The organism is Sphingobacteriales bacterium (genome assembly GCA_016699615.1).
Taxonomy (GTDB): Bacteria; Bacteroidota; Bacteroidia; order Chitinophagales; family JADIYW01; genus JADJSS01.
Genome location: CP064984.1, coordinates 1,738,074 through 1,765,000 on the forward strand (window position 1 = coordinate 1,738,074; position 26,927 = coordinate 1,765,000).

Genomic DNA, 26,927 nt, shown 5'->3' on the forward strand with positions numbered 1-26,927 from the left:
TTAATCTAAATAAAAATTATTGTCCAGCTAATTTCATAGCTAAATCCTTAATTTCATTAGCTTTAGCCGTTGTGTAGTCAGTAAATTTCTTAACATCGTCTCCTGTTAATTTACTCATTGCTTCTTGACCTTTAGTAGCTAATTCTTGACCTTTAGTAGCTAATTCTTGCATTTTAGTCATGTCTTTTTTGTCTACTGCTTCTTTATAAAGATTGATATACTCTTCATAAGAATTTACATAAGCTTGAACATCAGCATTGCTAAATGTTGGTACACCAGCACTTGCTTGAGTTGTTTCAGCAGGAATTTCTTCTGTTACTACTTCCTCAGTTGCTACTTCTTCAGTTGCTTCTGGAGTTGATTTACATGCTTGAACACCTACAAATAATGTAGCTGCAGCAAATAAAATAAATAATTTTTTCATTTCTTTTTTTATTTTTAATTTTAAATGTGTGCAAAGATAATTAAATAAAAATAATCTTTTATAAAAATTATATCATTTTGATATAGAAAAATCACATATTGTATTTATGTGCAATGTATATGATTGATAGATATATAGTTATTCAATCATTTTTAGAAATTCAAATTCGTCAATAATTTTTATAGTTGGAATTTTTTGCGCTTTAGTTAATTTACTTCCAGCTTTTTCGCCTGCTACCAAGTAATCTAAATTTGCAGAAACTGCACTTAAGTTTTTGCCACCATTTTTTTCTACTAATATTTTAGCTTCATCTCTAGAAAATTGTGTGAGTGCGCCTGTGAATAAAAATGTTTTATTGGCTAATTTATCTGAATCAAAAACTGTGTTTGTTTTATTTAGATTGATACCCAATGATTGTAATTCTTGTAATAAGCTTACATTGCTTTCGTCGGCAAAAAATTGTTGTAATGATTGAGCTACTTTTGGTCCTACGTCTTCTAATTGCATGAATTTTTCTGCATTCCAAGATGCAAAATCTAAAAGATTATCTACTTGTTTTGAAAGCATTTTGGCTGTTGTTGTACCAATATGTCTGATGCCCAAGCCAACCAACAATCTCCAATTTTCATTTTGTTTTGATGTCTCAATTCCTTCCATTAGATTTTGTATAGATTTCTCTTTCCAACCATCTAATTTTCTTACGTCATCATAATTTATTTTATAAATTGAAACGATATTTCCAATAATATTATTTTTTAAAAAGGTGCGTACATTTTCTTCTCCAAATCCAAAAATATTCATGGCATCTTTTGAAACAAAATGTATTAAGTGTTCTTCTAATTGTGCAGGACAATTTGTATTGATGCATCTCCAAGCACTTTCATCTTCTTGTTTTACTAAATGATGATTGCATGACGGACAATTTTTAGGAAATTCTATATCTACTTCATTGCCATTTCTATTTTCTTTTATACTTCCAACAATGTATGGAATTACATCGCCAGCACGTTCTACAATTACAGTGTCATTTATTTTGATATCTTTTTCTGTAATGAAATCTTCGTTGTGTAGTGAAATGGAACTAATCTCAACGCCCATCAATTGCACTGGTTTTATTTTTGCAACTGGTGTTATTTGTCCAGTTCTTCCTATCTGAAAATCTACATTTAATAAAGTGGAAAATGCTTGTTTTGGCTTAAACTTAAATGCTATTGCCCATTTTGGATGATGTGATGTTCTGCCAATAGATTGTTGCAATTTTGTATCATCTACTTTTATAACCATGCCATCAATATCAATTGGATAGTTGTCTCGTTCATCTTGCCAATGCAAACATTGTTGCATAACATCTTCTATTGTATAGCTTATTTTTTTCTCTTGATCAGGTGTTTTAAAACCTAATTGATGTAGCATTTCTAAGTTTTTGAAATGTGAGGCAAAAATATCTGAGTTTGTGATATTGTTTCCTTGCGTGTCTGTTGCATATCCAACTTGATACATAATTGCATCTAATCTTCTAGCTGCAACTTCTGCACTATCTTTTAGTCTTAAACTTCCTGCTGCTGTATTTCTTGCATTCTTGAATAATTCTAATTCTTTTTTATTTTCTGATTTTAATAGCTCGTTTTGTTTTTTCTTTCTTCATTTATTTGCTTGAAAATCTCAAGTTCTATAATAACTTCTCCACGCAATTCTATTTTAGAAATACCATATTGTGAAAAATTTGCTTTTAAAGGAATACTTCTGATTGTTTTTGCATTGTTTGTAATGTCATCGCCTTCAATTCCATTTCCTCTTGTAGCTGCACGTACTAAAATATCATTTTCGTATACTAATGCAATTGAAGAACCATCAAATTTTGGCTCGCAGCAATAGCTTATTGTAGCACTTTCTGTTATGGCATCTTTTACTCTTTTGTCAAAATCTTTTAAGTCTTCAATATTGTATGCGTTTTCCAAACTTAGCATAGGTACTAGATGTGCTACTGTAGGAAAATCTTGATTTAAGCCTTTGGCAATTCTTTGTGTTGGAGAATCTGGTGTGATGTACTGTGGATACTGTTCTTCTAAGTTTTTTAACCATTTGAAAAGCTGGTCATAGTCAAAATCAGAAATTTGTTGCGTAGCATCAACATAATATTTTTTGTCGTGGTAATTGATTACCATTCTTAGTTGCTCAATATGTTTTTCTATAGCTTTTTCTGTTATTGGAAGATTAATAGCATCTAATAATAATTGTGTTAGCTGCAAATGATCAGACATATATTTTTGTTTTGAAAATAAATCCACGCAAAATTATTTTCCGTGGCATTGTTTGTATTTTTTTCCACTTCCACATGGACATGGGTCGTTTCTACCTATTTTTTGTTCAGTTCTTACGTAAGTTTGTACTTTTTGTTCGGCTTCTTGTGTGTTGGTTTGCGCACCTTCATTTTCGTTGCCCAACTCATTATTGCTTCTTGATTCTTTTGTTTTTTCTGCGACTCTTCTTCCTTGATATTGTTTTACATTGTTAGAATCATCTACTTGAATTCTTCCTTTTAATAAGAATGAAGTTACTTCTTTGTTGATGTGACTAAGCATGTGTTTGAATAACTGGAATGCTTCTAGTTTATAAATAATCAGTGGATCTTTTTGTTCGTGAACAGCCATTTGTACAGATTGTTTCAAATCATCCATTTGTCTTAGATGTTCTTTCCAACTTTGGTCTATAAATGCTAGAATGATATTTTGTTCAAAAGTTTTGATTAGCTCTTTTCCTTCTGATTTATATGTTTTTTCTAGGTTTGTGATGATGTTGATAGATTTGTGACCATCAGAGAAAGGAATAACAATATTTGCAAATTCTTTGCCTCTATTTAGATATACATCTTTTACAATAGGGTAGGTGTTTTGCATTATAGTTTTTGATTTCTCATTATAGCTTTTATTGACTTCTTGGTATAATTTGTTTGCTAATTCTGGAAACTTTCTATTTTTTAAATCATCTTGTGTGATTGAAGATTCCAATCCAAAATATTTTATGCAATCTAATTTGAATTGGTCGTAGTCTAATGTGTTTTTTGCATGTTCTACAACTTCTTCAGCTAGATCATAAAACATATTGATTAAATCAAATGAAATACGTTCGCCACCTAATGCATGGTTTCTTTTTTTGTAGATAACCTCACGCTGTGCATTCATTACATCGTCATATTCTAATAATCTTTTTCTGATGCCAAAGTTATTTTCTTCTACTTTTTTCTGTGCTCTTTCTACTGAATTGGAAACCCACGAATGTTGAATAACATCACCTTCTTTAAATCCAATTTTATCCATCATGCCTGATAGTTTCTCAGAACCGAATAGACGCATTAGATTGTCTTCTAATGAAATATAGAATTGTGAGCTACCTGGGTCGCCTTGTCTTCCTGCTCTACCACGCAACTGTCTGTCTACCCTTCTTGAGTCATGTCTTTCAGAACCAATAATTGCTAAACCACCAGCTTTTTTTACTTCATCAGTCAGTTTAATATCTGTTCCTCTACCAGCCATATTTGTAGCAATTGTAATCTGTCCACTTCGTCCTGCTTCTGCCACTATATCTGCTTCTCTCTGATGTTGTTTTGCATTCAATACATTGTGTGGTATTTTTCTCATGTCTAATAATCTACTTATTAGTTCAGATACTTCTACATTTGTAGTACCAACAAGTACTGGTCTTCCTTGTTCTTTTAAACTGATGATTTCTTCTATAATTGCATTGTACTTTTCTTTTTTTGTTTTATAGATTAGGTCATCTTTATCTACTCTTGATATTGCTCTATTTGTTGGAATTACAACAGTATCTAGTTTATAGATTTCCCAAAACTCTGTAGCTTCAGTTTCTGCTGTACCAGTCATACCACCTAATTTATGGTACATTCTAAAGAAATTTTGTAATGTAATGGTTGCAAAGGTTTGACTAGCTGATTCTACTTTTACATTTTCTTTAGCTTCAATAGCTTGATGTAAACCATCTGAGTATCTTCTACCTTCCATGATACGTCCAGTTTGTTCATCAACTATTTTTACTTTGTCTTCTATTACAACATATTCAATGTCTTTATCAAATAAACAATATGCTTTTAATAGTTGGTCTATTGTGTGTACTCTTTCTGCTTTTTGCGAGTATATTTGGATTGCATCATCTTTTTGTTTTATTTTTTCTGATGCAGATAGTTCTGTGTTGTTTTCAATATCAGCAAGCTCAGAACCTAAGTCTGGTAAAACGAAGAAATCTTGCTCTTCTCCAGAAGTTGTAATTAGCTCAATACCTCTTTCTGTTAATTCTATTTGATTGTTTTTTTCATCAATAGTGAAGTATAATCCAGCATCTACAATTGGCATATTTTTTTGTTGCTCTTGTAGATAGTGGTTTTCTGTTTTTAGAAGAATTTGTTTGATGCCTGTTTCGCTAAGATATTTGATTAATGCTGTGTTTTTAGGTAAACCACGATGTGCTCTTAATAATGCAAAACCACCTTCACCTTCTTTTACGCCTGTGTTTCCCTGCTGCAATTAGTTTTTTTGCTTCAATTAAATATTCTGTTGTGATTTTTTTCTGAACATCAACTAATTTTTCTATTCTTGGTTTTAATTGATAATACATTTGCTCATCGCCTTTTGGTACTGGACCAGAAATGATGAGTGGTGTTCTTGCATCATCTATTAATACGCTATCTACCTCATCCACAATAGCAAAGTGTAGTTTGTGTTGTACTTGCTCATCTATGCTACGTACCATGTTGTCTCTTAGGTAGTCGAAGCCAAATTCGTTGTTTGTACCATAGGTAATATCTGCTAAATATGCTTTTTTTCTACCTTCTGAATGTGACTCGTGTTTGTCTATACAATCTACAGTTAGTCCTAAAAAGTTGAATATTGGTGCATTCCATTCGCTATCACGTTTTGCAAGATAGTCATTCACTGTAACTAAATGGACGCCACAACCAGCCAATGCATTTAGATAGATTGGTAATGTAGAAACTAGTGTTTTACCTTCACCTGTTGCCATCTCAGCAATTTTACCTTGATGTAGCACAATACCACCAATTAGCTGTACATCGTAGTGTACCATGTTCCATACTATTTCGCTTCCAGCTGCCATCCAAGAATTTTGATAAACTACTTGATTGCCATTGATATTTATGTGTTGATGTTTTACTGATAAATCTTTATCTAAATCTGTTGCTGTTGCAATTATTTCTTTGTTTTCAGTAAATCTTCGTGAAGTTTCTTTTACCACAGCAAATGCTTCTGGAAGAATTTCTAATAGGATTTCTTCAATAGCTTCATTTCTGCCTTTTTTTAGTTTGTCTATTTCGTTGAATAGCACTTCTTTTTCGTTGATTTCAATGTTTTCTTCTTCAGCTTTTTCACTTAGTTCATTGATTTTTGCATCAAATTCTGATAGATATTTGTGTATTCTATTTTTAAACTCATATGTTTTGCCTCTTAATTCATCATTTGATAATGATTTTAGTTGTTCAAATGCAGCATTGATTTGTGATACAATTGGTTGAATAGATTTAATGTCTCTGTTTGATTTGCTACCAAATATTTTGGATAATCCTTTGTTGATGATGTTTAACATGTAATACAAAAATTAAAAGGGTAAATTTACAACATAATTGCTAAACAGATATCATAAAAAATATGAAATAAGCTAATGAGGAAATTTAATAATGTGATAATTTAACAATACAGCACTTATTTCACAGAACATGTTGGTTAGAAAATCAGAACCTATAAAAATATTAGAACAACAAAAGAATGATAAAATATATGGAATATTATGGATTGAATAAAATTGTAATAATTGGTGGTCGACAAAATAGTTTTACTTTTATAAAACCTTAAAAATATATCAAAAAATATGTACGAAGAATCTCCATTAAAAAAAATATCAGCAACTGTAAAAACAGAAAGAATAAAAGAATGGAATACAGCTTTTCCAATCTTAAGAAGATATGGTTCAAATAAGCTATTAAGAATCGTTGATGGGTTTGCAATTGGAGTGGAATTATGTTGGGGCAGGTTTGATACATCAGAATACAATCCATATATATGTATTGATTGTATATTTAGTAAATATAAACCATACGCCTTTTTCCCATATTATGAAAGGATAGAACACATAACACATAAGCCATTAGTATGTCCTACTAATAATAAGATTGAGAATATTGAAGAAGAATTAAAGAATTTATCGAATAGTCATGTTATAAATACAATAAAACATAAAGAGATTTCAGTTTCAGAGCTTATAAATATACTTGAAAAACATGCTACATCTGATAGAACAGTTTTTGGTTATTTATTTAGTACATATAGAGCAATATTATATCTATACTCAATAGCGAATATATCAGAGCAAGATAAAGAATATAAATATAATTACTATATGAATGAGATTAATAAAAATGAAGAAGGTTTTGGTAGGATATACAAAGACGAATATTTATTACTAAAACAAGAAATTGATTTGTATTTTATAGAACCAGAAAAAATAAAACAAATTATAGAAAATAATATAAATATTAAAAAATTTGATAAATTAAATAAAACAGATCTAATTCTATAAATATTTAAGAAACCATTCTTCATAAGTGTGTTGAACGAATGGTAAATGCTAAATCTATTTTCCAACTTCAATTAATATAGCAAAAGAATATGGTTTTGAAATTTTTATTAACAATATAAAACAATAGAAAGATGGAATTTTATATAAAAAAAGAAAAAAGCTTTGATAATATGAGCAATACAGAAGCAGATGAATATATGCATTGGTACGTAGAGAATATTGATTTGGGCATTAAATATTTAGAAACAATAGTTAATAGAACTATTAAATGGAGTGCTGATTATTCAGACGAATCATTTCTTATGCTAAGCAAGTGGTGGCTACCCAATATTATAAAAGAAATAATACCATTAGAAACTGTGCAAAAAACAATAGAAACCCAACAATTACCCGCTCATATTGCTAATGCAATATTAACCAATAGAGAACAGCCATCTCCTCTAATTACAAAAGAAATGTATACAATAGGTATGTATTTTGCAAAATCAATCATTGTTAACTTATCAGATTTTCAATTTGAGTGGAAAATTCTACATAGGAGTAAAAAAAATATAGAATATAATATACCAAAACTATGTAAAATAGATCCTCCTTCAGTAATAGCATTAGATGCGCAATCTGTTGTAGCAAATACAACAAGTAGAATGCATAGAGAACAAAATGAACTTGGACTATATAGTATTTATATACGTTGGAAAACAATGTTTATAGATGATGGAAAAAGTGCAAGAGAAGAAGCAGAAAGTAAAATGCTATATCCTAAAAAGAGTCGAGCTAAAAAACTATCAAAATGAAAAAGATATACTGCATACTTATATTATTATTTATTTTTTCTTGCAAAAAAGAAGAGAATATAGAATCTGTAAAAATAAAAATTGTAAATAACAAGGTATGTTTTTAATGAAAAAAATACAAATAAAATGATAATAAGACAAACATTTACATCTGAAAAAATTCCTAATGTAACTTTTAGGATAGAGCAAAATATATTTACAGGGAAAATAAAATTATTTGCAAATGACAAACTATTGGAACAAGCTAAAAATCAAGCTAAAACATTTATCTATGCAGATAGATTATACAATGAATCTACCATTACAATAAAACCACATTTTCTTGCAATAGGATTTAAAGTATATATTAATGAAGATGAAATGGAAATACCATCATCTGCAAAAAAACTAAAATGGTATGATTATTTATTAATTACTCTACCGTATGTGCTCTTATTCTTTGGCGGAGCATTAGGTGGTAGTATAGGTGTCGCTACATCGTTGTATAATTATAAAACCTTGTCAAACGAGCAAAATAATAAATACGCTAAAGTAATAGCAGCCATTATCTTATCATATGCAGTATATTTTATAATAGCCATACAAGTTTTAAAATTAATTAAAGAATAAACTCTTAGATATGAAATCTTTTATATTATCGCTTATTTTATTCGTATTTAGCGTAAAAGAAGCAAAAGCACAACAACAACAACAAATACAACCTACTCAGATAAATCAAATATCAAGTACAAACTGTATTTGTTATTCTGATTTTTATTTTAGTTATGATGAAAATGGGAATAGGATACAAAGAAGTTATATTAGAGTATGTACAGTTCCAAACTGTGGTACTATATCTCCCAATACAAGATTGTTAGCTGACTCAATTTTTGAAGCAGATATATCTGATACAACATTAAACTATATGTTAAATAAAGAGCAAATTGCAAATCAAAATAATGATGAGAGTAACAATATTAAATCTGTTTATCCCAACCCAACGAAAGGAAATTTTATAGTAAGTTTAAGTAATTATTCAGATAATGCATATATTTTGTTATTTGATTTAAATGGTAACAAGATAATAGAAACAAATATGTCTGGTTCAGAACTACATATAAATATTGAAGAACTAAGCATAGGTACTTATATTCTGTTAGTAAAACTACCAAACTCAAAAGAAAATAAAAGCTATAAAATTATGAAAATATAATATATACAAGAAGTAAATAGAGTTGTAACATTAGCAAAAAAATATCATTCAAAATCTTTGTAGAGTAAATATTTTTTTCTGATGGTTTTGAATTTTTGAAGACCTTGTTGCCAAGTTTTTCTTATTTCAGCTTCGGTCATCTTATTTTTTAATTGTGTAGAAAGATTTCCTTTTCCATATAGTTTTACAAAAAATGTATTGAAAAATGTTGTTTTGTTGTTTGTTAATTGATACGCATTGATGAAATATTTTAATGTGAACTTATTTTTTTGCAGTTCAGTTAAGCTAATTTCTGAAAGATTGTATCCAAAGCATTGTTGATTGAGTTGTGGTGGCGTTTTTGCACCAGGCAAAGACTGTGGTGTAAATTGGTAGTTGAGTGTTTTTGGGAAACTTGGACTGCCATAAATTTGGAATGGTAGTGTTGTGCCTCTTCCTAAGCTTACATGGTCTGTGCCTTCGAATAAGCAAAGACTTGGATACAAATAGATGCTTTGCATATTTGGAAGATTTGGAGATGGCTTGATTGGTAATTGATAAAATGTTTTGTGGTCGTAGTTTCTACATGGAATAATGGTAATGTTGCATTGTAATTTATTACTCAACCATTTTTCGCCATTGAGCATTTTTGCATATTCACCTACTGTCATTCCATGTACAATAGGAATTTGCTGCATGCCTACAAAACTTCTGTATTGTGTGTCTAAAATTGGACCATCTACATAATGTCCATTAGGATTTGGTCTGTCTAAAATAATTAGTTTCTTCTTGTTTTCTGCACAAGCTTCCATTACATATTGCAATGTAGAAATGTATGTGTAAAATCGTACACCTATATCTTGAATATCAAAGATTAGAATGTCTAAGTCTTTTATTTGTTCTGCTTTAGGTTTTTTATTATTTCCATATAATGAAATAATTGGTGTGTTTGTACTTGGGTCGATTCCATTTTTTACATGCTCGCCAGCATCAGCTACGCCTCTGAATCCGTGTTCTGGTGCAAATACTTTTTTTACTTTAATATTTAATTTTAATAAAGTATCTAATAAATGTGTTTGCCCAATGGTAGATGTCTGATTAACTACTAAGCCTATATTTTTATTTTGAAGTAATGGTAAATATTGGTTGAGTTGTGCTGCACCTACTTCTATATTTTGTGCAAAGCTATTGAGTTGTATGATTGTTATAAGGAAAAATATTTGTAAATATCTCATTGTATTTCTTTTGTTTGATGCTACAATGAGATAAATCTACAAAAATTGTGCTACATTATCTATGCAACAACTTGTTTCTTGCTTTTTCTATTCTGAAACTTATCTTTTAGTGTTTCAATGATGTAGTACATAGTTGGCACTACAAACAGTGTAAGCATTAATGAACTTGATAGACCACCAATGATTACCCATGCCATAGACTTTTTAAACTCAGAACCTGGCCCATTTGATAATGCAATTGGTAGCATACCAAATACCATCGCTAATGTGGTCATTAAGATAGGTCTTAATCTTTCTCTTCCTGCTTCTACTAATGATTCTTTTAGAGAAAGTCCTGTACTCTTTAGATGGTTGGTAAAGTCTACTAATAGAATACCATTTTTGGCAACTAAACCCATTAACATGATAAAACCAATGATACCAAAAATACTTAAACTTTCCATAGTAAGTGCTAATGCTAATATTGCACCAATTAACGCAACTGGTATTGAGAATAATACCACAAATGGATATAATGTACTTTCATATAATGCTACCATTACTAAGTACACTAATAAAATTCCAATTCCCATTGCAATTCCTAAGCTACCAAATGAGTCTGCTTGGTTTTTCTCTTCACCTAAGTAATCAATTTTTGTTCCTGCTGGGAAATTAGCTTTTTCAATTTCTTTTTCACATCTACCATTACAGAACCTGTTGGTCTACCTACTGTAGATGCTAGTACTTGTAATGAATTTAGCCTATTATATCTTTCTAATTTTTCTTGTGTGTCTGCTTCTTTTACATCCGCTACATCTCCTAATTTGATGATAGCACCATTTGGTGTTTGTATTGTTGTATTGATAATACTATAAATGTCTTTTTTGTCAGACTTATCGTACATTACATTGATGTCATATTCTTCTCCATCTTCTTTAAATTTAGATTGGTCGCTTCCTCTAAATGCAAGTTGAACTGCATTTCCTACCATTGGAATGCTTAATCCTAATTTTGCAATTTTATCTCTGTTTAATGTGATTTGAACTTCTTTTTTAGATGCTTTAGAGCTGTATTCTACATAATCGGTACCTGGTGTTTTCTTTAAAATATCATGTATGATTTTTGCAGCTTTCCATAACTCATCTTTGTCTGTATTCATTACTACAATTTGTATTTGAGATTGGTTGTTACCTGTGATTTGTGTCGGTTTCATTGAGAATTTTACACCAGGAATACTATCAAATCTATTTCTTAGCATAGTACAAAATTCTTCAGTAGACATGGTTCTTTCTTTTTTGTCTACCAACGATGCTGTGATGTCTGCTTGGTTTGGTGTAGATACGTTTTCTCCCATCATTGTTCCTACTGCACCTACTTTTGTAAATACTTTGTCAGTTTCTGGATAGGATAATATTATATCTTCCATTTTTTTTGCAATCTTATTGGTTTGATATAAGGTTGCTTGTGGTTCTAATTCTACAATAAGGTTAAACTCACCTCTATCTCCATTTCCTGCAAATGAACTACCAATAAATCCTAAGCCTGCTAAGCTGAATACGCCTGCAAATAATAATATTACTCCAATAACTACATATCTTTTGTGTGATAATGCCCAGCTTAGTGCACTTGTATATTTTGAAATAATTCCATCAATAAATTTATCTAGTTTTAGATTGATATTTCCCCATAATGTATTTTCATCTAAATGCTCCAATTTTCCCCAACGTGAAGTTAATAATGGTGTAAGTGTAAATGATACCAATAAACTCATTAATGTAGAAAATACAACTACTAAGGAGAATTCTCTTAGAATGTTACCAATTAATCCACCTGCCATTGCTAATGGCACGAATACCACAACGTCTACTAATGTAATTGCTAATGCTGTAAAGCCAATTTCTGCTCTACCTTCGATAGATGCTTTTAATTTGTCTTTACCCATTTCCATATGTCTGTATACGTTCTCTAAGATTACGATACTATCATCTACTAATATACCTACAACTAATGATAGTGCTAAGAGTGTCATTAGGTTGAGTGAAAAGCCCATTAGATACATCATCATGAATGTTGGTATCATGGCTGATGGTAATGCTACTAATACGAAGAATGAACTTCTAAAACTATGTAAGAAGAATAGCATTACAATTGCAACAATTACAATTGCTAACATTAAATCGTGTTGAACAGATGTAGCTGCTTCTAATGTATATTTTGATTGGTCTACAGCAATCTCATAATTTAATTCTAAATCTGTGTATTGGCTTACAAGTGTGTCTAGCTTCTCTTTTACTAATTTACTAACTTCTACAGCATTGGCATCAGTTTGTTTGTTAATTTCTACACCTAATCCAACTTTTCCATTAATTCTGTTGATTGTTGTTGGTTCTATAGTGCCATCTGAAACTGTTGCAATATCGCTTAGCAAAATCTTGCTACCCATTTTGTTTTCTCTAATTATTAAGTTTCTAAGCTCTGCAACATTTGTAAGTTTTGCATCCAATCTGATGTTATATCTGTTGTCATTGTTTTCAATACTACCAGCAGGAAAGGATAAGTTGCTACTTGAGATAACCTGATATACTTGTCTTTGCTGACATATTGTAAGCGTTTAGTTTTTCATTATCAAGTTTTACAGAAATCTCTCTTTTGCTTCCACCAATTAATGAAATTTGTCCAACGCCTTCTGTATTTAATAAAATTGGTTTTATTGTTTGGTCTACAAAATTATATAATGCAGCATCACTCATATTTTCTGCAAACATGGTTAGTCTGAGTACAGGCAAATCACTAGAACTAAATTTTGATATAGTTGGATTGTCTGCACCATCTGGTAAATCATTTTTATATTGTTGATTTTTCTTTCAACTTCTTGTTGTGCCAAAGTAACATCTACTTTTTGTTTTAGTTGAAGTACAACAATGGATACGTTTTCTTGTGATGTAGATGATACAATATCTAGTCCTTCAACTGTTGATGCTGCATCTTCTATTTTTTTTGTAACACTGCTTTGTACTTCATCTGCTGAGGCACCTCGATATACAGTTTGTACAGAGAGTATTGGAGCTTCAAACTTTGGTAGTAAATTATAGTTGAGTTGATTGTAGCCCATAAACCCTGCAAGTATTAATACTAAGAATAATACTGAGATGAGTAATGGTCTTTTAATGGCTAGTTCGGTAATAGACATGTTATTTTTTATTTAGCATTTACAATTTGAATCTTACTTTTGTTGTCAATATTTATTTGTCCAGAAGTGATTACTTTGTCGCCAACATTTAATCCACTTCTTACAACAATATTTTCTCCAACTTCTTCTCCAATGTCAATTTTCTTAGTAATTACATTATTGCCATTTGCTACGAATACATATGGATTTTTTGTACCTTCTACTAATGCAATTTTAGGTATTTGCATAGCATCAGCTGGTTTTTTGAATGCAAATTTTACTGAAATATATGTGCCTGCTTTGTAGCCAGAATTTGGAATGTGTACTTCTACTCTATAATTGTGATTTTCATCACCTTTTGGACTTATGTATTTTATTACTCCAATAACTTTTTTATCAGGATAAATTGAAGATGTAACTTGTGCACTTTGTCCAACTTTTAAATCATATACATTGTTTTCACTAACAAATACTACTGCTTTTAATGTTGCAATATCCATAATAGTTGCGATTGCAGTACCTGGATTTACAAACTCACCTTCGTTAAGATTTTTTTGTGTTATGATTCCACTGATTGGTGCGTATATATTGTTGTCTGCAATTTGTTGTTTGATATTTTCTTTCTGTATTTTTTGACTTTCTAGATTGTAGTTTATATCCAAAATACTAGTAGCTGGTGCAGCATCACCTTTAATCAAATCTTCAGTTCTTTGTGCATCTGTTTCTAATTTTTTGATGGTGACATCAGTAGATTTTAATGCTATTTCTTTTAATCTAGTATCTACTTTGCCTACCAACTGTCCTTTTGATACATGTTGCCCTATTTCTAAATTTAAAGAAACAATTTTACCTGGACTTACTGCATTGATATTTGCTACTTTATTTTGTTCAAGTATGCCTGGCAATGCATAATCTGTGCTAACTGGAAAATAATTTGCCTCAAATGCAGTAACTGATATTGGAACATTGCTTCTGTCAATTGGCTGTTCGTTTTTATTAATTACCTTTTTGTTTTGTACTAGTTTGTATCCTGCTAGTCCTAATATGGCAAGTACAATAATTCCAATGATAATGTTATTCTTCATGTTATTTATATATATTTAAATTGTTATTTGATTTGTCTAAGTCTAGTTTTGAGCTTAAGTATTTTACTAATGATTGCATATAGTTTGATTCTGCTTCTCTGTATGAAAATTCTGCTGAGATTACTTCAGAATATGCAATGACACCTTTTTGATATTGTGTTGTTGTAACGTCTAATATATTTTTTGCTAGTTCTAGGTTTTGTTTGTTGATGTCTAGGTTTTTTATAGAATTTGAGATGTTTGTATTTGCATTTAACATTTGTAGTTTAAATGCTTCTTGAGTTTGCGCAATATCTAATTTTATATTTTCATTTTTAAGTGACATTTGTTTTAATGTACTTGAGTTTCTCAATCCATCAAAAATTGGGATATTTACTTGCAATCCGATAGATGCTAATTGTGTCCATTTTGTAAATGATTCAGAGAATTTATTTCCAAATGCATTGCCTGCATATTTTGCATAAAATCCTACAGTTGGATAATAACTTGCTTTTTGTCTATTGTAATTAATTTGATTTAAAACAAGACTTTGTTTTAATATTTTAATTTCAATTCTATCATCTGCATCATTAATAGTGTTGCTAAAATCAACTATTTCTTTAGAGTAATTTGTGTCTATCTGTATCATAGAATCTAAAGGCATTCCCATATTGTATTTCAGGTTGTTTAGTGCAACATCTTTGTTGATGCTTAATATCTCTTTATTTGCTAGGATGTTATTTAAGTTTACTTGTATTCTATCCACATCAATTTTTCTAGCTACACCTTTTTCATATTGTAATTTTACAATTGGTAATGTTTTTTCAATTCTTGCTTTACTTTCATTTAGCAACTTCTCATTTTCTTGCAACAAATAGATTTGATAGTATGCTGCAACTGTATTATAAATAACTTCTTCTTCTGATTTAACTATTTTTAGTTTGTTTAATTCTTCATTTGGTTTTAATGCACGTATACCTTCGATATAAGACATGTTAAACAAGGTTTGATCTAATTGGATACCAGCAATAGTGTTGTATTGATTTCCGATTTGAATTCTCTGTTCTGGTGTTCCAGGTCCAAATGTTCCAGCTGGAAGTACGGTAGTTTGTAAGATAAGATTATCATCCCATTTAATTTGTCCGTTTACTTGTGGCAAGTAACCAGAGCGACCTTCATTCTTTTTTGCAATTGCAGATTGAAAATCATTCTTAGACATCTTAATATTGTTGTGATTGTTTAGTGCATATTGCACACATTCACTTATGGTATAAGTGCTTTGTGCTTCAGTATATTGTACTGCAAAAAATAGTGTTGCGAAAAGTACTAATGTTTTTCTCATTTTAATTCTAAAAATTTATTGATTTGATTGATTATTTTTTTGTCTGATGTGTTGGCAATAATTCCATGAAGATGATAGATAAAAAATTCTTTAAATACATTTGAGTATGTGTATGCTTCTTCAGGAAATATTTGCATATCTATGCAATTATCTGTTCCATAAATAAAAAACTTGGCATACATATCAGTATTGATGTCTTTTCTATATATACCTTGTTCTATGCCTTTTTTTAAGTTGTCTTCTATTATTTTTTTTGTAAAATTTTCTTTGTGTTTAGTTATCAACTGCCATGATTCTGGATAGAATTTCATCAAATCATGTACTACAGAAATTTTATATCTACCAATTGATACAAAGATTTGAGTGCCAATTTTTAGCATTTCATCCAAAGCATCATTTGAGTTTTTTTGAAGTTGTAAAATTTCTTCTTCTTTTCTACTAATATCAAACAATAGGCATTTGTGTATCAAATCAGCTTTATTGTCTATTGTTTTGTATAATGTTTTTTTTGAGATACCTAATTCTCTTGCCAAATCATCCATAGTGGTATTTCTAATACCTACATTGATAAACAAATATTCTGCTTTACAAAAGATTTGTTCAATTAGTGTATCTTTATTTTGCTGTATGTCTTTGGTATGTAGTTGCATAATAACACTGCAAAGATACACATGCAAAAACTTTGGAAACTACACAAGTGTTTAAAGTTTCCTATAATTTAATGTTAAGGAATTGGTGTAGTATATTAAGCAATATTTTCTTTTTCCAATAGAGAATTAAAATTATTTACCAAAGGTTTGATAAGATTATCTACTTGTGATTTTAAAATACTTTTTGGCATCAAAGCAAATGGCCCTAGTTTTACATCTATGATGAGTCCACATTTGCAATAGCCATCAAATGCCTCTACTGTCACATCTACTTTAGGATAGAATGGTGGCATAAGGCATCTAGATCTTAATTTTTTAAATGGATGATATTCTATTACTTCGTAATTAATATTTAATGGAATGCCGAGAAATATTTCTTTCTCTTGATATTTGCTTCCTACCCAACCTTCTTTAAAGTCTGTAAAGTAACATTTTTCCATAAATGGTACCCAGTCTGGTCTTCGATCAATTTCAGTAATTAGTTTCCAAGCAGCTTCTTTTGTACATTTTACATCACTATAGTATTCAAATATCATATTTAAAATTTTTGCTAAAAATAATTTTTAATTAGGAATTGCTACTTTACATTTGTTAGTTTCTACTTCTAATTGTTGCAAAAAGTTTATTTTTTTGTCGTAGAGTTACTAATGGTTCTAGTTCAGGTGTGAATTTGTCGCTTATTTCTACTGTATATTTTTTTAGAATCATGGTTAATGCGATTTGCATTTCTTGTATTGCAAAATTGTTGCCTATACATAATCTTGGTCCACCACCAAACGGAAAATAAGCATACTTATGTTTGTCTTTTATATTTTCTGGTAAAAATCTTTCTGGTATAAATTCATCAGGATTTTCCCAAATATTTGCATCATGGTGTACAAGGTAAATTGGCATAATGACATTCTCATCTTTAGAAATTTTATGACCTAAAATATCATCATCATGTATAGCTCTTCTGCCTACAATCCAAGCTGGCGGAAAAATTCGCATACTTTCATCTATAACTAATTTTAGATAAGTCATTTTTCGTAGAACCTCTGGTTTTACATCATCATCTGTTTTTATGTTATTGTCAATTTCTTGGAGTAAAACTTTTAACTTGTCTGGGTTTTTGTACAACAAATAGAATGTCCAAGCTAAAGCAATATTTGTAGTTTCGTGCCCAGCTACAAATATGGTTAATATCTCATCTCTTAGTTGTTTGTCATTCATTTGCTCGTTAGTTTCTTCATCCACAGCATCCATAAACATAGAAAGCAAGTCTTCCTGTTTTACGTCTTCAGCTCTTCTTCTTTGTATGATGTCATAGAATAATGCATCCATTTCTTCTACTGTCTTTTGCTCTGCAATATTTTTCGCTGTAGGCACCCAATCTGGAAATCGAATTGGATTTTCTATCCTATCTGATATAAATTCACTGCCTTTAGAAACTAATTCGTACACTTTATCTTTTGTGCTTTGCACTTCATTATAGAATAAGGTTCTGTTTACAATGTTTAATGTAAGTGTGTATAATACATCATTAAAATTTATTTCTTCATCTTTGTTGGCATATTTTTGTAAATCGTTTATTGTAGATTTTGTTTCTTCAATCATGTTCTGAAACATTAAATCTAATTTTTGTTTGTGAAAAGCTGGCTGTGCTAAGCGTCTTTGTTTTTTCCAAAATTCGCCTTCTGATGTAAGTAAACCATTGCCCAAAAATAATTTTATAATATCATAGGCAAAACTTTTGTTGTAGTTTTTATTATTATCAACTAGTATATGCTTAATGCCTTCTGGATGCGAGCAAACAAGTATTTTTCTGTCTATGACTTGAAATTTAAAAAAGTATCCAAACTTATCTTTATTTTCTTTTAAGAAATCAATTTTTATCTCTCGTTTTTTTAGAAGTATATCAAATATTGAGATATTTACTTTAGGTGTAGTTTGCATAAAGATATTTTAAATTATGATGTTTGTTTATCTTTGAGAATCTAAAACTAATTAAAATATTTTTATTACTGAATATGTTAGCAAAAAGACTTCTTAATATTTTTAAAAAATGCATATTATATTTCTTTGCAATTAGTATTGCATCAACAATCATCTTTCGTTTTGTGCCTATTCCTTGTACACCATTGATGATATTGAGAACAATTGAATATGCATTTAATGGAGATTTTATAGGCATACATTATCAATGGAGGTCAAAAGATGAAATTTCTGACTATATGAGACAAGCTGTAGTTGCTGCAGAAGACCAAAAATTCTTTGAGCATAATGGTTTTGATATTGAGGCAATAAAAAAAGCCATAAAACATAATAAAAACTCTACAACCAAGCTAAAAGGCGGAAGTACCATTAGCCAACAATGTGCTAAAAATGTATTTCTTTGGCAAGGAAGAAATTGGATTCGTAAAGGTCTTGAGGTTTATTTTACTATTTTAATAGAATTGTTTTGGAGCAAGGAACGCATTTTAGAAGTATATCTAAATGTAATTGAAATGGGAATTGGTGTATATGGTACAGAATCTGCAGCACATTATTACTATAAAAAAGATGCTATACAATTATCAAAATCTGAGTCAGCACTTCTGGCATCAATTTTGCCTAATCCAAGAAAGTGGGATCCAAAAAATCCAAGTTCTTATATCAACAGAAGGAAAAATTGGATTTTGAGGCAAATGAACAATTTATACTAATAAATAAGGATTGACAAAAACAAAGAATTTGAATAATTTTCAAAATTAAATGTATATACAAATAAAATGAAACATAAAAAACCCTTCTTATTTTTCATAGTGTTTTCAATACTAGGTATTGTACATGGTGGCAACATTGTTTTGTGCAAGAGCACAAAATATGGAATTCCAAAAGAGAGTATACAAGTTTGGAACTTAGAATACAACAAGAAAATCTGTGTGTTTTATCAGCATGACTATATCTATAATTCAAACACACAATATAGAATTTCTATTAGTAAGCAGACAAATGGTGTATATATTCGTACAGAAAATAAATATTTTCCTGTACAAAAAGGACAAAAAACATCTATAGTTTATTTAGATATTAAAGAAGCTGGAAATTATATTATCTCAATTATTGATGAAAAAGGTTTTATTACCAGCGAGCAGAATTATACAGTGATATAAATTGTATTTTGGTAGTAAGAATATTTTATTATCTTAGACACATATATTACTTTAAGTTTGCATGTCTATATTTGATGCGTCTATATTTTATGTAAGAGTAAGAACACACCTCAAGTTTGTGTACTTGATGTGCATTAAGCATTTCAGTATTAAAAATTTTATTATTGGGTTATTGTATGCAATTATTATTGGCATAATAGTGCCAATTGTAAATATAATTTTCAGAATATTGGATGAGATTCTATTTCCAAATTACAGAGACATAGAAATCAAACAGCCAGTATTTATTATCAGCAATCCAAGAAGTGGAACTACATTTCTACATAGATTGATGTGTATGGATGATCAGAAATTTGTATATATTTTATTATATCATACAATTATTCCATCCATTACTTTTTTTAAAATTATTGGTTTCTTTGGTGCCATTGATAGAAAAATAGGTAGACCAATGCGCAAGACTGTAGATTTTATAGATAGCAAAATGTTTGGTGCTTGGGAAGATATTCATGCAACAAGTTTTAATAAATCTGAAGAAGACGAAGGATTACATTTCGTCTCTGGTATTTCTCCAAGTATTGGGTTAGTTACACCATTTCTAAAAAATTTTGAAGAACTATTTATTCCAGATAAACTGAGCAAAAGAGAAGTAGTTAGTATACAAAAATATTATAAAGCAACAATACAAAGGTGGATGTATGCATTAGGCGCAGATAAAGTTTTTTTGTGTAAAACTGTGATGAGTACAGGTCGTTTGGAAATATTGAAAAATATTTTCCCAGATGTAAAAATAATTTTTCTAATCAGAAATCCATACGAAGCAATACCATCATTTACAAGCATGTTTGCAGAACCATGGAAATCATTATATCCAAATATTAATGAAAATTCTGAAGCATACAGAGAATGGGGAAATTTAGGTACTGCATACTATCAATATTTTTATGAAGAAAAAAATAAGTTTAAGAAAGAAAACTTTGTAACCATACCTTATTTAGATTTAGTGAATAATACTAAGGCTGTAGTGATGAAAATATATCAGCAATTGGAATTAGATATGAGTGAAGATTTTCTAAATAAACTAAATCTTGAAACACAAAAATCAAGAGCATATAGTAGCAAACATACTTACTCTTTAGAGCAATATGGTTTTGATAAACAAAAAATATATAAAGATTTGTCTTTTATTTTTGATGAATTAAAGATAGAAGCCTAACCTCTGATTCTGTCTAAAAAACTATTTAGTAATTCTAGTTCTTTAGTATCAAACATACCAAATGTATTAGTTACTTCTACAATTATTGTATCATCTATGATTTTTAACAATTCTAGTCCACTATCATTGATGCATATATCAATATGTCTTCTGTCATCTCTATTTTGGTTGTATTTAACTAACTTCTTGGTTGCTAGTTTTGCTATTAATCTTGTTGCGTTAGATTGTTTATCTATCATCCTTTCTGTAATATAAGCTAGATTAGCACATTTTGGATGTATTCCTCTTAATATCCTAAGAACATTATATTGTTGTGGCGATAAATCATATTGCTTAAAAAATATTTTGCTTTTGTATTCTATGTATGCTGATGTATATAAAAAATTGACTTGAGTTTTCGTGAACTCACTAATAGGTTTGGTCTGCTTTATTTCATCTTCTATTTTCATAAGAAATTATGGGTAAAATAAAGATATAAAAAAAAAGCCACCAAAAATGGTGGCTTTTTCTTATAATTTTGTTAAAAGTTTATTATGGTTGTGTTGGATTATTTAGTGGCGAAGGTGCTGTTGGTGCTGTAGTAGGTGTCGTTGTTGGCGTAGTTACAGGTGTTGTTTTTGCTGCTTCCTCCGTTTGTGTTTTTATTTTATTGTTTTGGCTGGTTTTTGGCAATGTAGCAACAGTAAGTATGCATAAAAGCAATAAAACAACTGCTCCACCCCAAGTTCCTTTTTCTAGAATATCGCCAGCTCTTTGTACACCAATTACATTTGATGCAGCTCCAGTAAATCCGCCAGCCATTCCATTTCCCTTAGGATTTTGGACAATTACAATAAGTACGATAATGATACTTACTAATATGATTAAAATAGATAGAAATGTGAACATTTTATATTAATTTTTTTATTTTTTCAATTTGGGTAGCAAATTTACTACTTTTTTCTGGATATTTTAATATTAATTTTTCGTACACCTGAATGGCTTTATCATATTTCTCTTGCTTTGTAAAAATTATTGCCAAAGTTTCTGTTGCCAATTCATTTTTAAAAGAAATACTTTCATCAGCCAGCTTGTTTACATTCTCATCAATTTCATCCAAAGTATCTGTTTCGCCTTCCAAAATATTTTGGGTATATTCTTTCTTATTCTCTTGAATAAATTGATTTTCGTAAGATGTTGTTGTGCCAAGAATTGGACTCGTGCTTAGAATATTTTTCTCAAAATTGTGGTCTACAATATTCAACCACTCTAAAAATGTGTGCATTTCTTCTTTTTTAGAAGTTACATCATCATTATTTAGAATTGGCAATTGCTCAGTTATTGTATTTATTTCCGCTGTTAGTTTTGGCGTTTCTTCTATCGTTATTTGCGCTAGTTCAGATTCTTGGATACTTTCTTCATCATCTACTATTGTATTATTGTTCTCTATTACAGTATTTTCTTCTATAGCAAGTTTAATTTCTTCTGAAGTTATCTGTTCTGCTAAATTTCCAACAACATCACTCGTTGTAGGTACTATGTCTGTTGTATTTTTTTGTACTAATTCAATTTCATGCTCAGCGTTTATGTTCACTTGCTCATTATCAATTGTATAAAGTTGTTTTCTACTTTGTTTAATTTGTTGTATTTCTTCTAAAATCTGGTCGGCAACACTTTTTCCTGTATCATTATCATCATTATCTACTAAATTATTAGTATTAGATGTATTGATTTCTTGGTCAATACTAATATGTTGAATTATATTTGAATTGTCATCTGTTTTCTTGATGTCAATTGCAGAATTATCATTATTGGATACAAAATCCACATTCGGAATGTACAAATCAACTTCTGGTTCTAATATAATTGTTGGTTTTGGCTCAGTTGCTACAACTTCATCTATAATAAGTTCTTCATTTATCGAATCAACCAATTTAGTTTTAGAATTAATAGATTCACTAATGGAAATAATTTGACTTTCCTGTCGCCTTTCTTTTTTTAGTTGTTCAATTTCTTGAAGTATAATGTCAGCAATAGACAGTTTATTTTCAGTAGGCGTTGGTATTGCTGTTGATAGTTTTTTTTCTACAACAATGTTTTCTTCAATTGTCGTATTTTTAGATTCTATTAATACTAATGGTTCTTCAGTAGTTGTAATCGTATGTGTAATTTCATCTTCTTTATTAGCTATGTTGTCAATTTGTGCTAAAATATTATCTGACTCATTGTTTGCATCAGTTCTATTTGCTTCAACTATTGATGATTTAATATCTGTATCAGTACTATTTACTTCTATTGATGTTTCTTTGTTTGAGTAATCTAGTTGATACAAAATATGTCTATTTACTAAATAGAAACTTGTTTGTGCTAGTTGCGCATCATTTTTATTTTTTTTGTACTTCTCAAGTCTGAAAAGCGCCACTGTCGGATGCAATTGAATCAGCTTATCTAACTCATGCTCGCTAACATCAGCAAGCAATTTTGGATTTTGGATAATATTTGACAATTGAAATTGCATCACCAGTTTGAGAATGATTTATTAAATATTTGTTGCACTATTCTGTCGTATATAGTATTTATTAAGTTACTTTCTATGATGCTAAAATTATCTTGAGCAGAATAGTTTTCGCCATCTCTAAAGTTTTGTGTATAAGATTTCTTATCATCTTGTTTGTTTACACATTCTACTTTTACACTAATATTTAGTCTGTTTTGTGCCAATGTTTGAGTATTGGTAATAGCTATTGGCTCAATATTGTATTCAATAATAGTACAAGTATATTCTATGTCGCCATCTTGTCTTATCAGTGCCATTCTTGTTTCTCTAATAAATTTTTCTTTCAATTTATCTGTAAACAAGGGTGCAGCATTTGCATTCTGAAATGTTGCCACATTACTTGTCGGATTAATGGTAAATGTTTTTAAATTTGGGTCTACACTTGCATCCGAAAAACGATATATTTTACATGATGAAACAAAGATACTTAGAATAGTAAATAGTATAATATAGATTATATTGTATGAGCATCTAATGCTGAGAATTGGATATTTGGCAATAATTTTATTTCTCCAATTCATATTCTTTAATTTTTCTGTATAATGTTCTTTCAGAAATACCCAAATCCAATGCAAGATCTTTTCTTTTGTTTTTGTGTTTTTCTAAAGCTCTAACAATCATATTTTTCTCCATTTCTGCTAAGGAATAATTTTGGTCAATATGCTCACCTACTTCATATTGCTCAGGTTGCTTTATGATGATGGTAGATGTAGGATTGTTTGCCTTGTTATCTATATTTGGTTCAGAATAAGATGCTGATTTGTCCATCAATATTTTTTCATTATTATCCAGCATCACATCACTAAAATCAATATTAGATTGTTGGGCTTGCCCATTAGTAGCATTCCATACAAATCTTTTCAATTCATTCAAGTCATTTTTGATATCAAAAATCATTTTGTACAAAATCTCTCTGTCTGACAATGAAGTGCCATCTTGTTGTTTAGAAATTACAGGAAGCGTATTTAATTCATTATTAGGTAAAAAATGAATAATTTCTTCCCTATTTACATTTCTACTTTTAGATAAAATAGATATTTGTTCTGCAATATTTTTCAATTCGCGTACATTGCCCGGAAATCTATAATTCACCAATGTCTGTATTGCTTCTTCATCAAGATGTATGGCAGGCATTCTATATTTTTCAGCAATATCTGATGCAAATTTTCTAAATAAAATAGGAATATCATCCTTTCTTTCTCTCAATGCAGGCACAAGAATCGGAACAGTATTCAGCCTATAATACAAATCTTCTCTAAATTTTCCAGCTCTTACCAATTTTGGCAAATCTACATTTGTGGCTGCTATTACTCTTACATCAGTTTTTTGTACCACAGAAGAACCTACTTTTATAAATTCTCCACTTTCTAATAGTCTTAATAATCTTGCTTGTGTGCCTATAGGCATTTCACCAATTTCATCTAAAAAGATAGTACCACCATTTACAGTTTCAAAATATCCTTTTCTTTTATCATGCGCGCCTGTAAATGCACCTTTCTCATGTCCAAATAGCTCAGAATCTATTGTGCCTTCTGGTATTGCACCACAATTTACAGCAATAAAATGTTCATGTTTTCTAGAAGATAACTGATGAATGATTTGTGAAAATACTTCCTTGCCAACACCACTTTCTCCAGTTATTAAAACAGACAAATTAGTAGGAGCTACGCGTATAGCAATATCTAATGCAGTATTTAAGGATACTGAGTTGCCAATAATTCCAAATCTTAGTTTTATACTTTGTAAATCTGCCAAAATAATTATTTAGATACAAAAATAAATAAATATATAGTGCAAAACGAATTTTATTGCTTTGATTTTAAAACTAAACGCCAATTATTTCTAAAAAAATACCCAAGTAAAATATAGATTTTGTAGTCAATTCTTATATTTTACTATCAAATTCATTCCTTTTTGTGTAGATGGTAAAATACAATGTACAAATTTTAATGGAAAAATCCATATATATTTACTCGTTTCAAACAGTGTATCACAAGTTTATCATCCAAAAAAATACCACCAAGAAGAATGAAAATCAAACGATTTCCTCAAAAAATAAAAAACGTTCAAGCATCAGCACTCAGCTGACTGCAATGGCATCAGAAAATAACATCATGAAAATAAGTAAATACAATATTTGTACCAAGCCAAAGAAGGTAAATTACACTACACATATTTAATTATTACAATGATATAAATAAGACTATCTATAAGGTTTTGTTTTTTTCTTTCATTGCCTTAATATCATTCAAAGCAGTAAATAATTCAGAATTTATTCTAAAATCTTTTTTCCACCATCCAATAAAAGCTGAAATTATTATTAATTCGAAAATTCCAACAGCAAAATAGCTATCGCCACCAATTAATGATGTTATTCCTATACCACTACCAATTAATGATATTAAAAATATTGCAACTTTTATCTTACTAATTGGTCGTTGTCCATCAACTTTCCCATTTCTTCCATTTACAATAAATCTGTAAGCAGTGTCATTATATCTATAGGCGCTTATCCAAATTGGAAATAAGGCATGCTTAAAAGTTATATCTCGATAAACTGGATTCATCTCTGTAATTCGCTGTCTGTCTCCACCAATATCCTCGCGAATTGTTGCTCTTATTTCTGCTTCCATAATTTGTTTAGCGATAGGTAAGCCATCTTTTACATCAATTTGATAACATTCAGTTTGAAATCCACTCAAATATGCTTCATTAAAAGCTTGTAGGTTGTTACTATCCCAAGGCTCAAGTCTACGTGTGTTTTCTTGTGGCAATGAATGACTTGCTAATACACATATATCATCAAATATATTAGAGACACGACCAGAAACGTCTGTCCATCTTGTTTTTGTAGTTGTATTTCCTTTAGAATCTCTTGTCTCATAATCATCGCCACGTTCACCTTGGTATGTACAGGATGATTTTGCATCATAAGTCCAATATGGCATATATAAACCATTTATTTTTTCAGAAATAGCGCTTCGTTTTACAATATCATTAGGTGCAAACCATAGCGATTTCAGCCATTTATCAAAAGCTTCGTTAGCCTTATTTTGTTCAATTTTAAATGGTAATATGTATTTTGGTTTTATAATAGTTGATGTTGTACCATCTTTAATAACCAATGGAGATGCGCAAAAAACACAATTGTCAGATATGATATTTGGTTTTAATGTAGTATTTGCGCCACAATTATTGCATTTTACAGTTGAGATAGTTTGTTTCTCTTCAGTATTAATTTGGTTGGCAATAAATTGCTCAAAATCAATTTCTTCAACTTTAAAAGAAGTATTGTCTTTAATAGTAATTTCATTCTGAGCACCACAATATTTACAAACTAATTTTTGAGCACCTGGTGCAAAATGCAATAAAGCACCACAATCTTTGCAATTTAATTCATGACTAATATCTTTAATATTATCATCTACATAAAAATCACTCATTGTTTTTCATTTTAAGTAATACCATGCTGAAGATTATATACTAATCTTCAGCATGGATATGGTTTATTTTAAGAAATTATAATTGTGGTGGAGCAATTGGAGGTGGAACAGAATTAAGAATTGCAGACAATTCTGTTACTGTAGATGCTGTTGCCCAAGCTGCCATT

The 26,927-nt window shown here is 29.8% G+C and carries 23 protein-coding genes and 2 pseudogenes (1 of these 25 only partly in view); 7 read left to right on the top strand and 18 right to left on the bottom strand.

The features are described 5' to 3' along the window. Positions 1 to 16: 16 nt before the first annotated feature. The 4 genes and pseudogenes from IPK18_08265 to IPK18_08280 all read right to left on the bottom strand — a co-directional run bounded on the left by IPK18_08265 (position 17) and on the right by IPK18_08280 (position 6,037). Positions 17 to 424 (bottom strand): hypothetical protein, encoded by a 408-nt coding sequence (locus IPK18_08265; protein ID QQR96909.1) that lies wholly within the window; start codon positions 422 to 424, stop codon positions 17 to 19. Positions 425 to 562: 138 nt separating this feature from the next. Beyond that, positions 563 to 2,685, bottom strand: a pseudogene (gene ligA / locus IPK18_08270) (NAD-dependent DNA ligase LigA). A 33-nt stretch (positions 2,686 to 2,718) separates the two neighbouring features. Then, a complete protein-coding gene (locus IPK18_08275) occupies positions 2,719 to 4,962 on the bottom strand; it encodes an SEC-C domain-containing protein (protein QQR96910.1) in 2,244 nt (747 codons plus the stop codon). Further along, complete coding sequence (locus tag IPK18_08280; GenBank protein ID QQR96911.1) at positions 4,928 to 6,037, bottom strand: hypothetical protein; 1,110 nt, start codon at positions 6,035 to 6,037, stop codon at positions 4,928 to 4,930. The genes IPK18_08275 and IPK18_08280 overlap by 35 nt, the downstream gene beginning before the upstream one ends. A gap of 282 nt (positions 6,038 to 6,319) precedes the next feature. Here IPK18_08280 and IPK18_08285 point away from each other — a divergent pair, with 282 nt between their 5' ends. The 4 genes from IPK18_08285 to IPK18_08300 all read left to right on the top strand — a co-directional run bounded on the left by IPK18_08285 (position 6,320) and on the right by IPK18_08300 (position 9,013). Continuing rightward, positions 6,320 to 7,027: a hypothetical protein gene (locus IPK18_08285; protein QQR96912.1), complete on the top strand. Its 708-nt coding sequence runs from the start codon at positions 6,320 to 6,322 to the stop codon at positions 7,025 to 7,027. A 131-nt stretch (positions 7,028 to 7,158) separates the two neighbouring features. Then, a complete protein-coding gene (locus IPK18_08290) occupies positions 7,159 to 7,821 on the top strand; it encodes a hypothetical protein (protein ID QQR96913.1) in 663 nt (220 codons plus the stop codon). A 126-nt stretch (positions 7,822 to 7,947) separates the two neighbouring features. Next, positions 7,948 to 8,430, top strand: coding sequence for a hypothetical protein (locus IPK18_08295; protein QQR96914.1), 483 nt, complete (start codon positions 7,948 to 7,950; stop codon positions 8,428 to 8,430). Positions 8,431 to 8,440: 10 nt separating this feature from the next. Then, the gene (locus tag IPK18_08300) at positions 8,441 to 9,013 is read left to right on the top strand and encodes a T9SS type A sorting domain-containing protein (GenBank protein QQR96915.1); all 573 of its coding nucleotides are present in this window, start codon (positions 8,441 to 8,443) and stop codon (positions 9,011 to 9,013) included. 44 nt (positions 9,014 to 9,057) lie between these two features. Here IPK18_08300 and IPK18_08305 read toward each other — a convergent pair whose 3' ends face one another. The 7 genes and pseudogenes from IPK18_08305 to IPK18_08335 form a co-directional block, all read right to left on the bottom strand. Continuing rightward, the gene (locus IPK18_08305; protein QQR96916.1) at positions 9,058 to 10,227 is read right to left on the bottom strand and encodes a DUF1343 domain-containing protein; all 1,170 of its coding nucleotides are present in this window, start codon (positions 10,225 to 10,227) and stop codon (positions 9,058 to 9,060) included. A 59-nt stretch (positions 10,228 to 10,286) separates the two neighbouring features. Further along, positions 10,287 to 13,396 (bottom strand): annotated as a pseudogene (locus tag IPK18_08310) (efflux RND transporter permease subunit). A gap of 8 nt (positions 13,397 to 13,404) precedes the next feature. Then, positions 13,405 to 14,460 carry an efflux RND transporter periplasmic adaptor subunit gene (locus tag IPK18_08315; protein ID QQR96917.1) on the bottom strand — a complete coding sequence of 352 codons (1,056 nt, stop codon included), beginning with the start codon at positions 14,458 to 14,460 and terminating at the stop codon, positions 13,405 to 13,407. Position 14,461: 1 nt separating this feature from the next. Next, positions 14,462 to 15,781: a TolC family protein gene (locus IPK18_08320; protein QQR96918.1), complete on the bottom strand. Its 1,320-nt coding sequence runs from the start codon at positions 15,779 to 15,781 to the stop codon at positions 14,462 to 14,464. After that, the gene (locus IPK18_08325) at positions 15,778 to 16,431 is read right to left on the bottom strand and encodes a TetR/AcrR family transcriptional regulator (protein QQR96919.1); all 654 of its coding nucleotides are present in this window, start codon (positions 16,429 to 16,431) and stop codon (positions 15,778 to 15,780) included. Before IPK18_08325 ends, IPK18_08320 begins: the two co-directional genes overlap by 4 nt. Before the next feature lie 95 nt (positions 16,432 to 16,526). Further along, a complete protein-coding gene (locus tag IPK18_08330) occupies positions 16,527 to 16,967 on the bottom strand; it encodes a hypothetical protein (GenBank protein ID QQR96920.1) in 441 nt (146 codons plus the stop codon). A 55-nt stretch (positions 16,968 to 17,022) separates the two neighbouring features. After that, entirely contained in the window at positions 17,023 to 18,366 is a 1,344-nt protein-coding gene (locus tag IPK18_08335) for a cytochrome P450 (GenBank protein ID QQR96921.1), read from the bottom strand. Positions 18,367 to 18,440: 74 nt separating this feature from the next. Between IPK18_08335 and mtgA the strand changes: the two genes are divergently transcribed. The 3 genes from mtgA to IPK18_08350 all read left to right on the top strand — a co-directional run bounded on the left by mtgA (position 18,441) and on the right by IPK18_08350 (position 20,781). Then, on the top strand, positions 18,441 to 19,115 hold the full coding sequence (mtgA, locus tag IPK18_08340; GenBank protein QQR96922.1) for a monofunctional biosynthetic peptidoglycan transglycosylase: 675 nt from the start codon (positions 18,441 to 18,443) through the stop codon (positions 19,113 to 19,115). Positions 19,116 to 19,214: 99 nt separating this feature from the next. Further along, entirely contained in the window at positions 19,215 to 19,565 is a 351-nt protein-coding gene (locus IPK18_08345; protein QQR96923.1) for a hypothetical protein, read from the top strand. A gap of 229 nt (positions 19,566 to 19,794) precedes the next feature. After that, entirely contained in the window at positions 19,795 to 20,781 is a 987-nt protein-coding gene (locus IPK18_08350; GenBank protein ID QQR96924.1) for a sulfotransferase, read from the top strand. Here the strand turns inward: IPK18_08350 and IPK18_08355 are convergent. The 7 genes from IPK18_08355 to IPK18_08385 all read right to left on the bottom strand — a co-directional run. Further along, the gene (locus tag IPK18_08355; protein QQR96925.1) at positions 20,778 to 21,230 is read right to left on the bottom strand and encodes a MarR family transcriptional regulator; all 453 of its coding nucleotides are present in this window, start codon (positions 21,228 to 21,230) and stop codon (positions 20,778 to 20,780) included. The two genes, IPK18_08350 and IPK18_08355, sit on opposite strands and share 4 nt — an antisense overlap. 82 nt (positions 21,231 to 21,312) lie before the next feature. After that, on the bottom strand, positions 21,313 to 21,669 hold the full coding sequence (gene secG, locus IPK18_08360; protein ID QQR96926.1) for a preprotein translocase subunit SecG: 357 nt from the start codon (positions 21,667 to 21,669) through the stop codon (positions 21,313 to 21,315). Between the two features lies 1 nt (position 21,670). Beyond that, positions 21,671 to 23,281, bottom strand: coding sequence for a hypothetical protein (locus IPK18_08365; GenBank protein ID QQR96927.1), 1,611 nt, complete (start codon positions 23,279 to 23,281; stop codon positions 21,671 to 21,673). Beyond that, entirely contained in the window at positions 23,278 to 23,838 is a 561-nt protein-coding gene (locus tag IPK18_08370) for a hypothetical protein (protein ID QQR96928.1), read from the bottom strand. Before IPK18_08370 ends, IPK18_08365 begins: the two co-directional genes overlap by 4 nt. Next, the gene (locus IPK18_08375; GenBank protein QQR99317.1) at positions 23,822 to 25,078 is read right to left on the bottom strand and encodes a sigma-54-dependent Fis family transcriptional regulator; all 1,257 of its coding nucleotides are present in this window, start codon (positions 25,076 to 25,078) and stop codon (positions 23,822 to 23,824) included. Before IPK18_08375 ends, IPK18_08370 begins: the two co-directional genes overlap by 17 nt. A 446-nt stretch (positions 25,079 to 25,524) precedes the next feature. Continuing rightward, a complete protein-coding gene (locus IPK18_08380; protein QQR96929.1) occupies positions 25,525 to 26,760 on the bottom strand; it encodes a hypothetical protein in 1,236 nt (411 codons plus the stop codon). A gap of 76 nt (positions 26,761 to 26,836) precedes the next feature. Then, positions 26,837 to 26,927 carry the 3' portion of an SPFH domain-containing protein gene (locus IPK18_08385; protein QQR96930.1) on the bottom strand. The gene runs 989 nt beyond the window's last position, so the window shows 91 of its 1,080 coding nt (coding positions 990–1,080); its start codon lies beyond the right edge, outside the window; it ends in the stop codon at positions 26,837 to 26,839.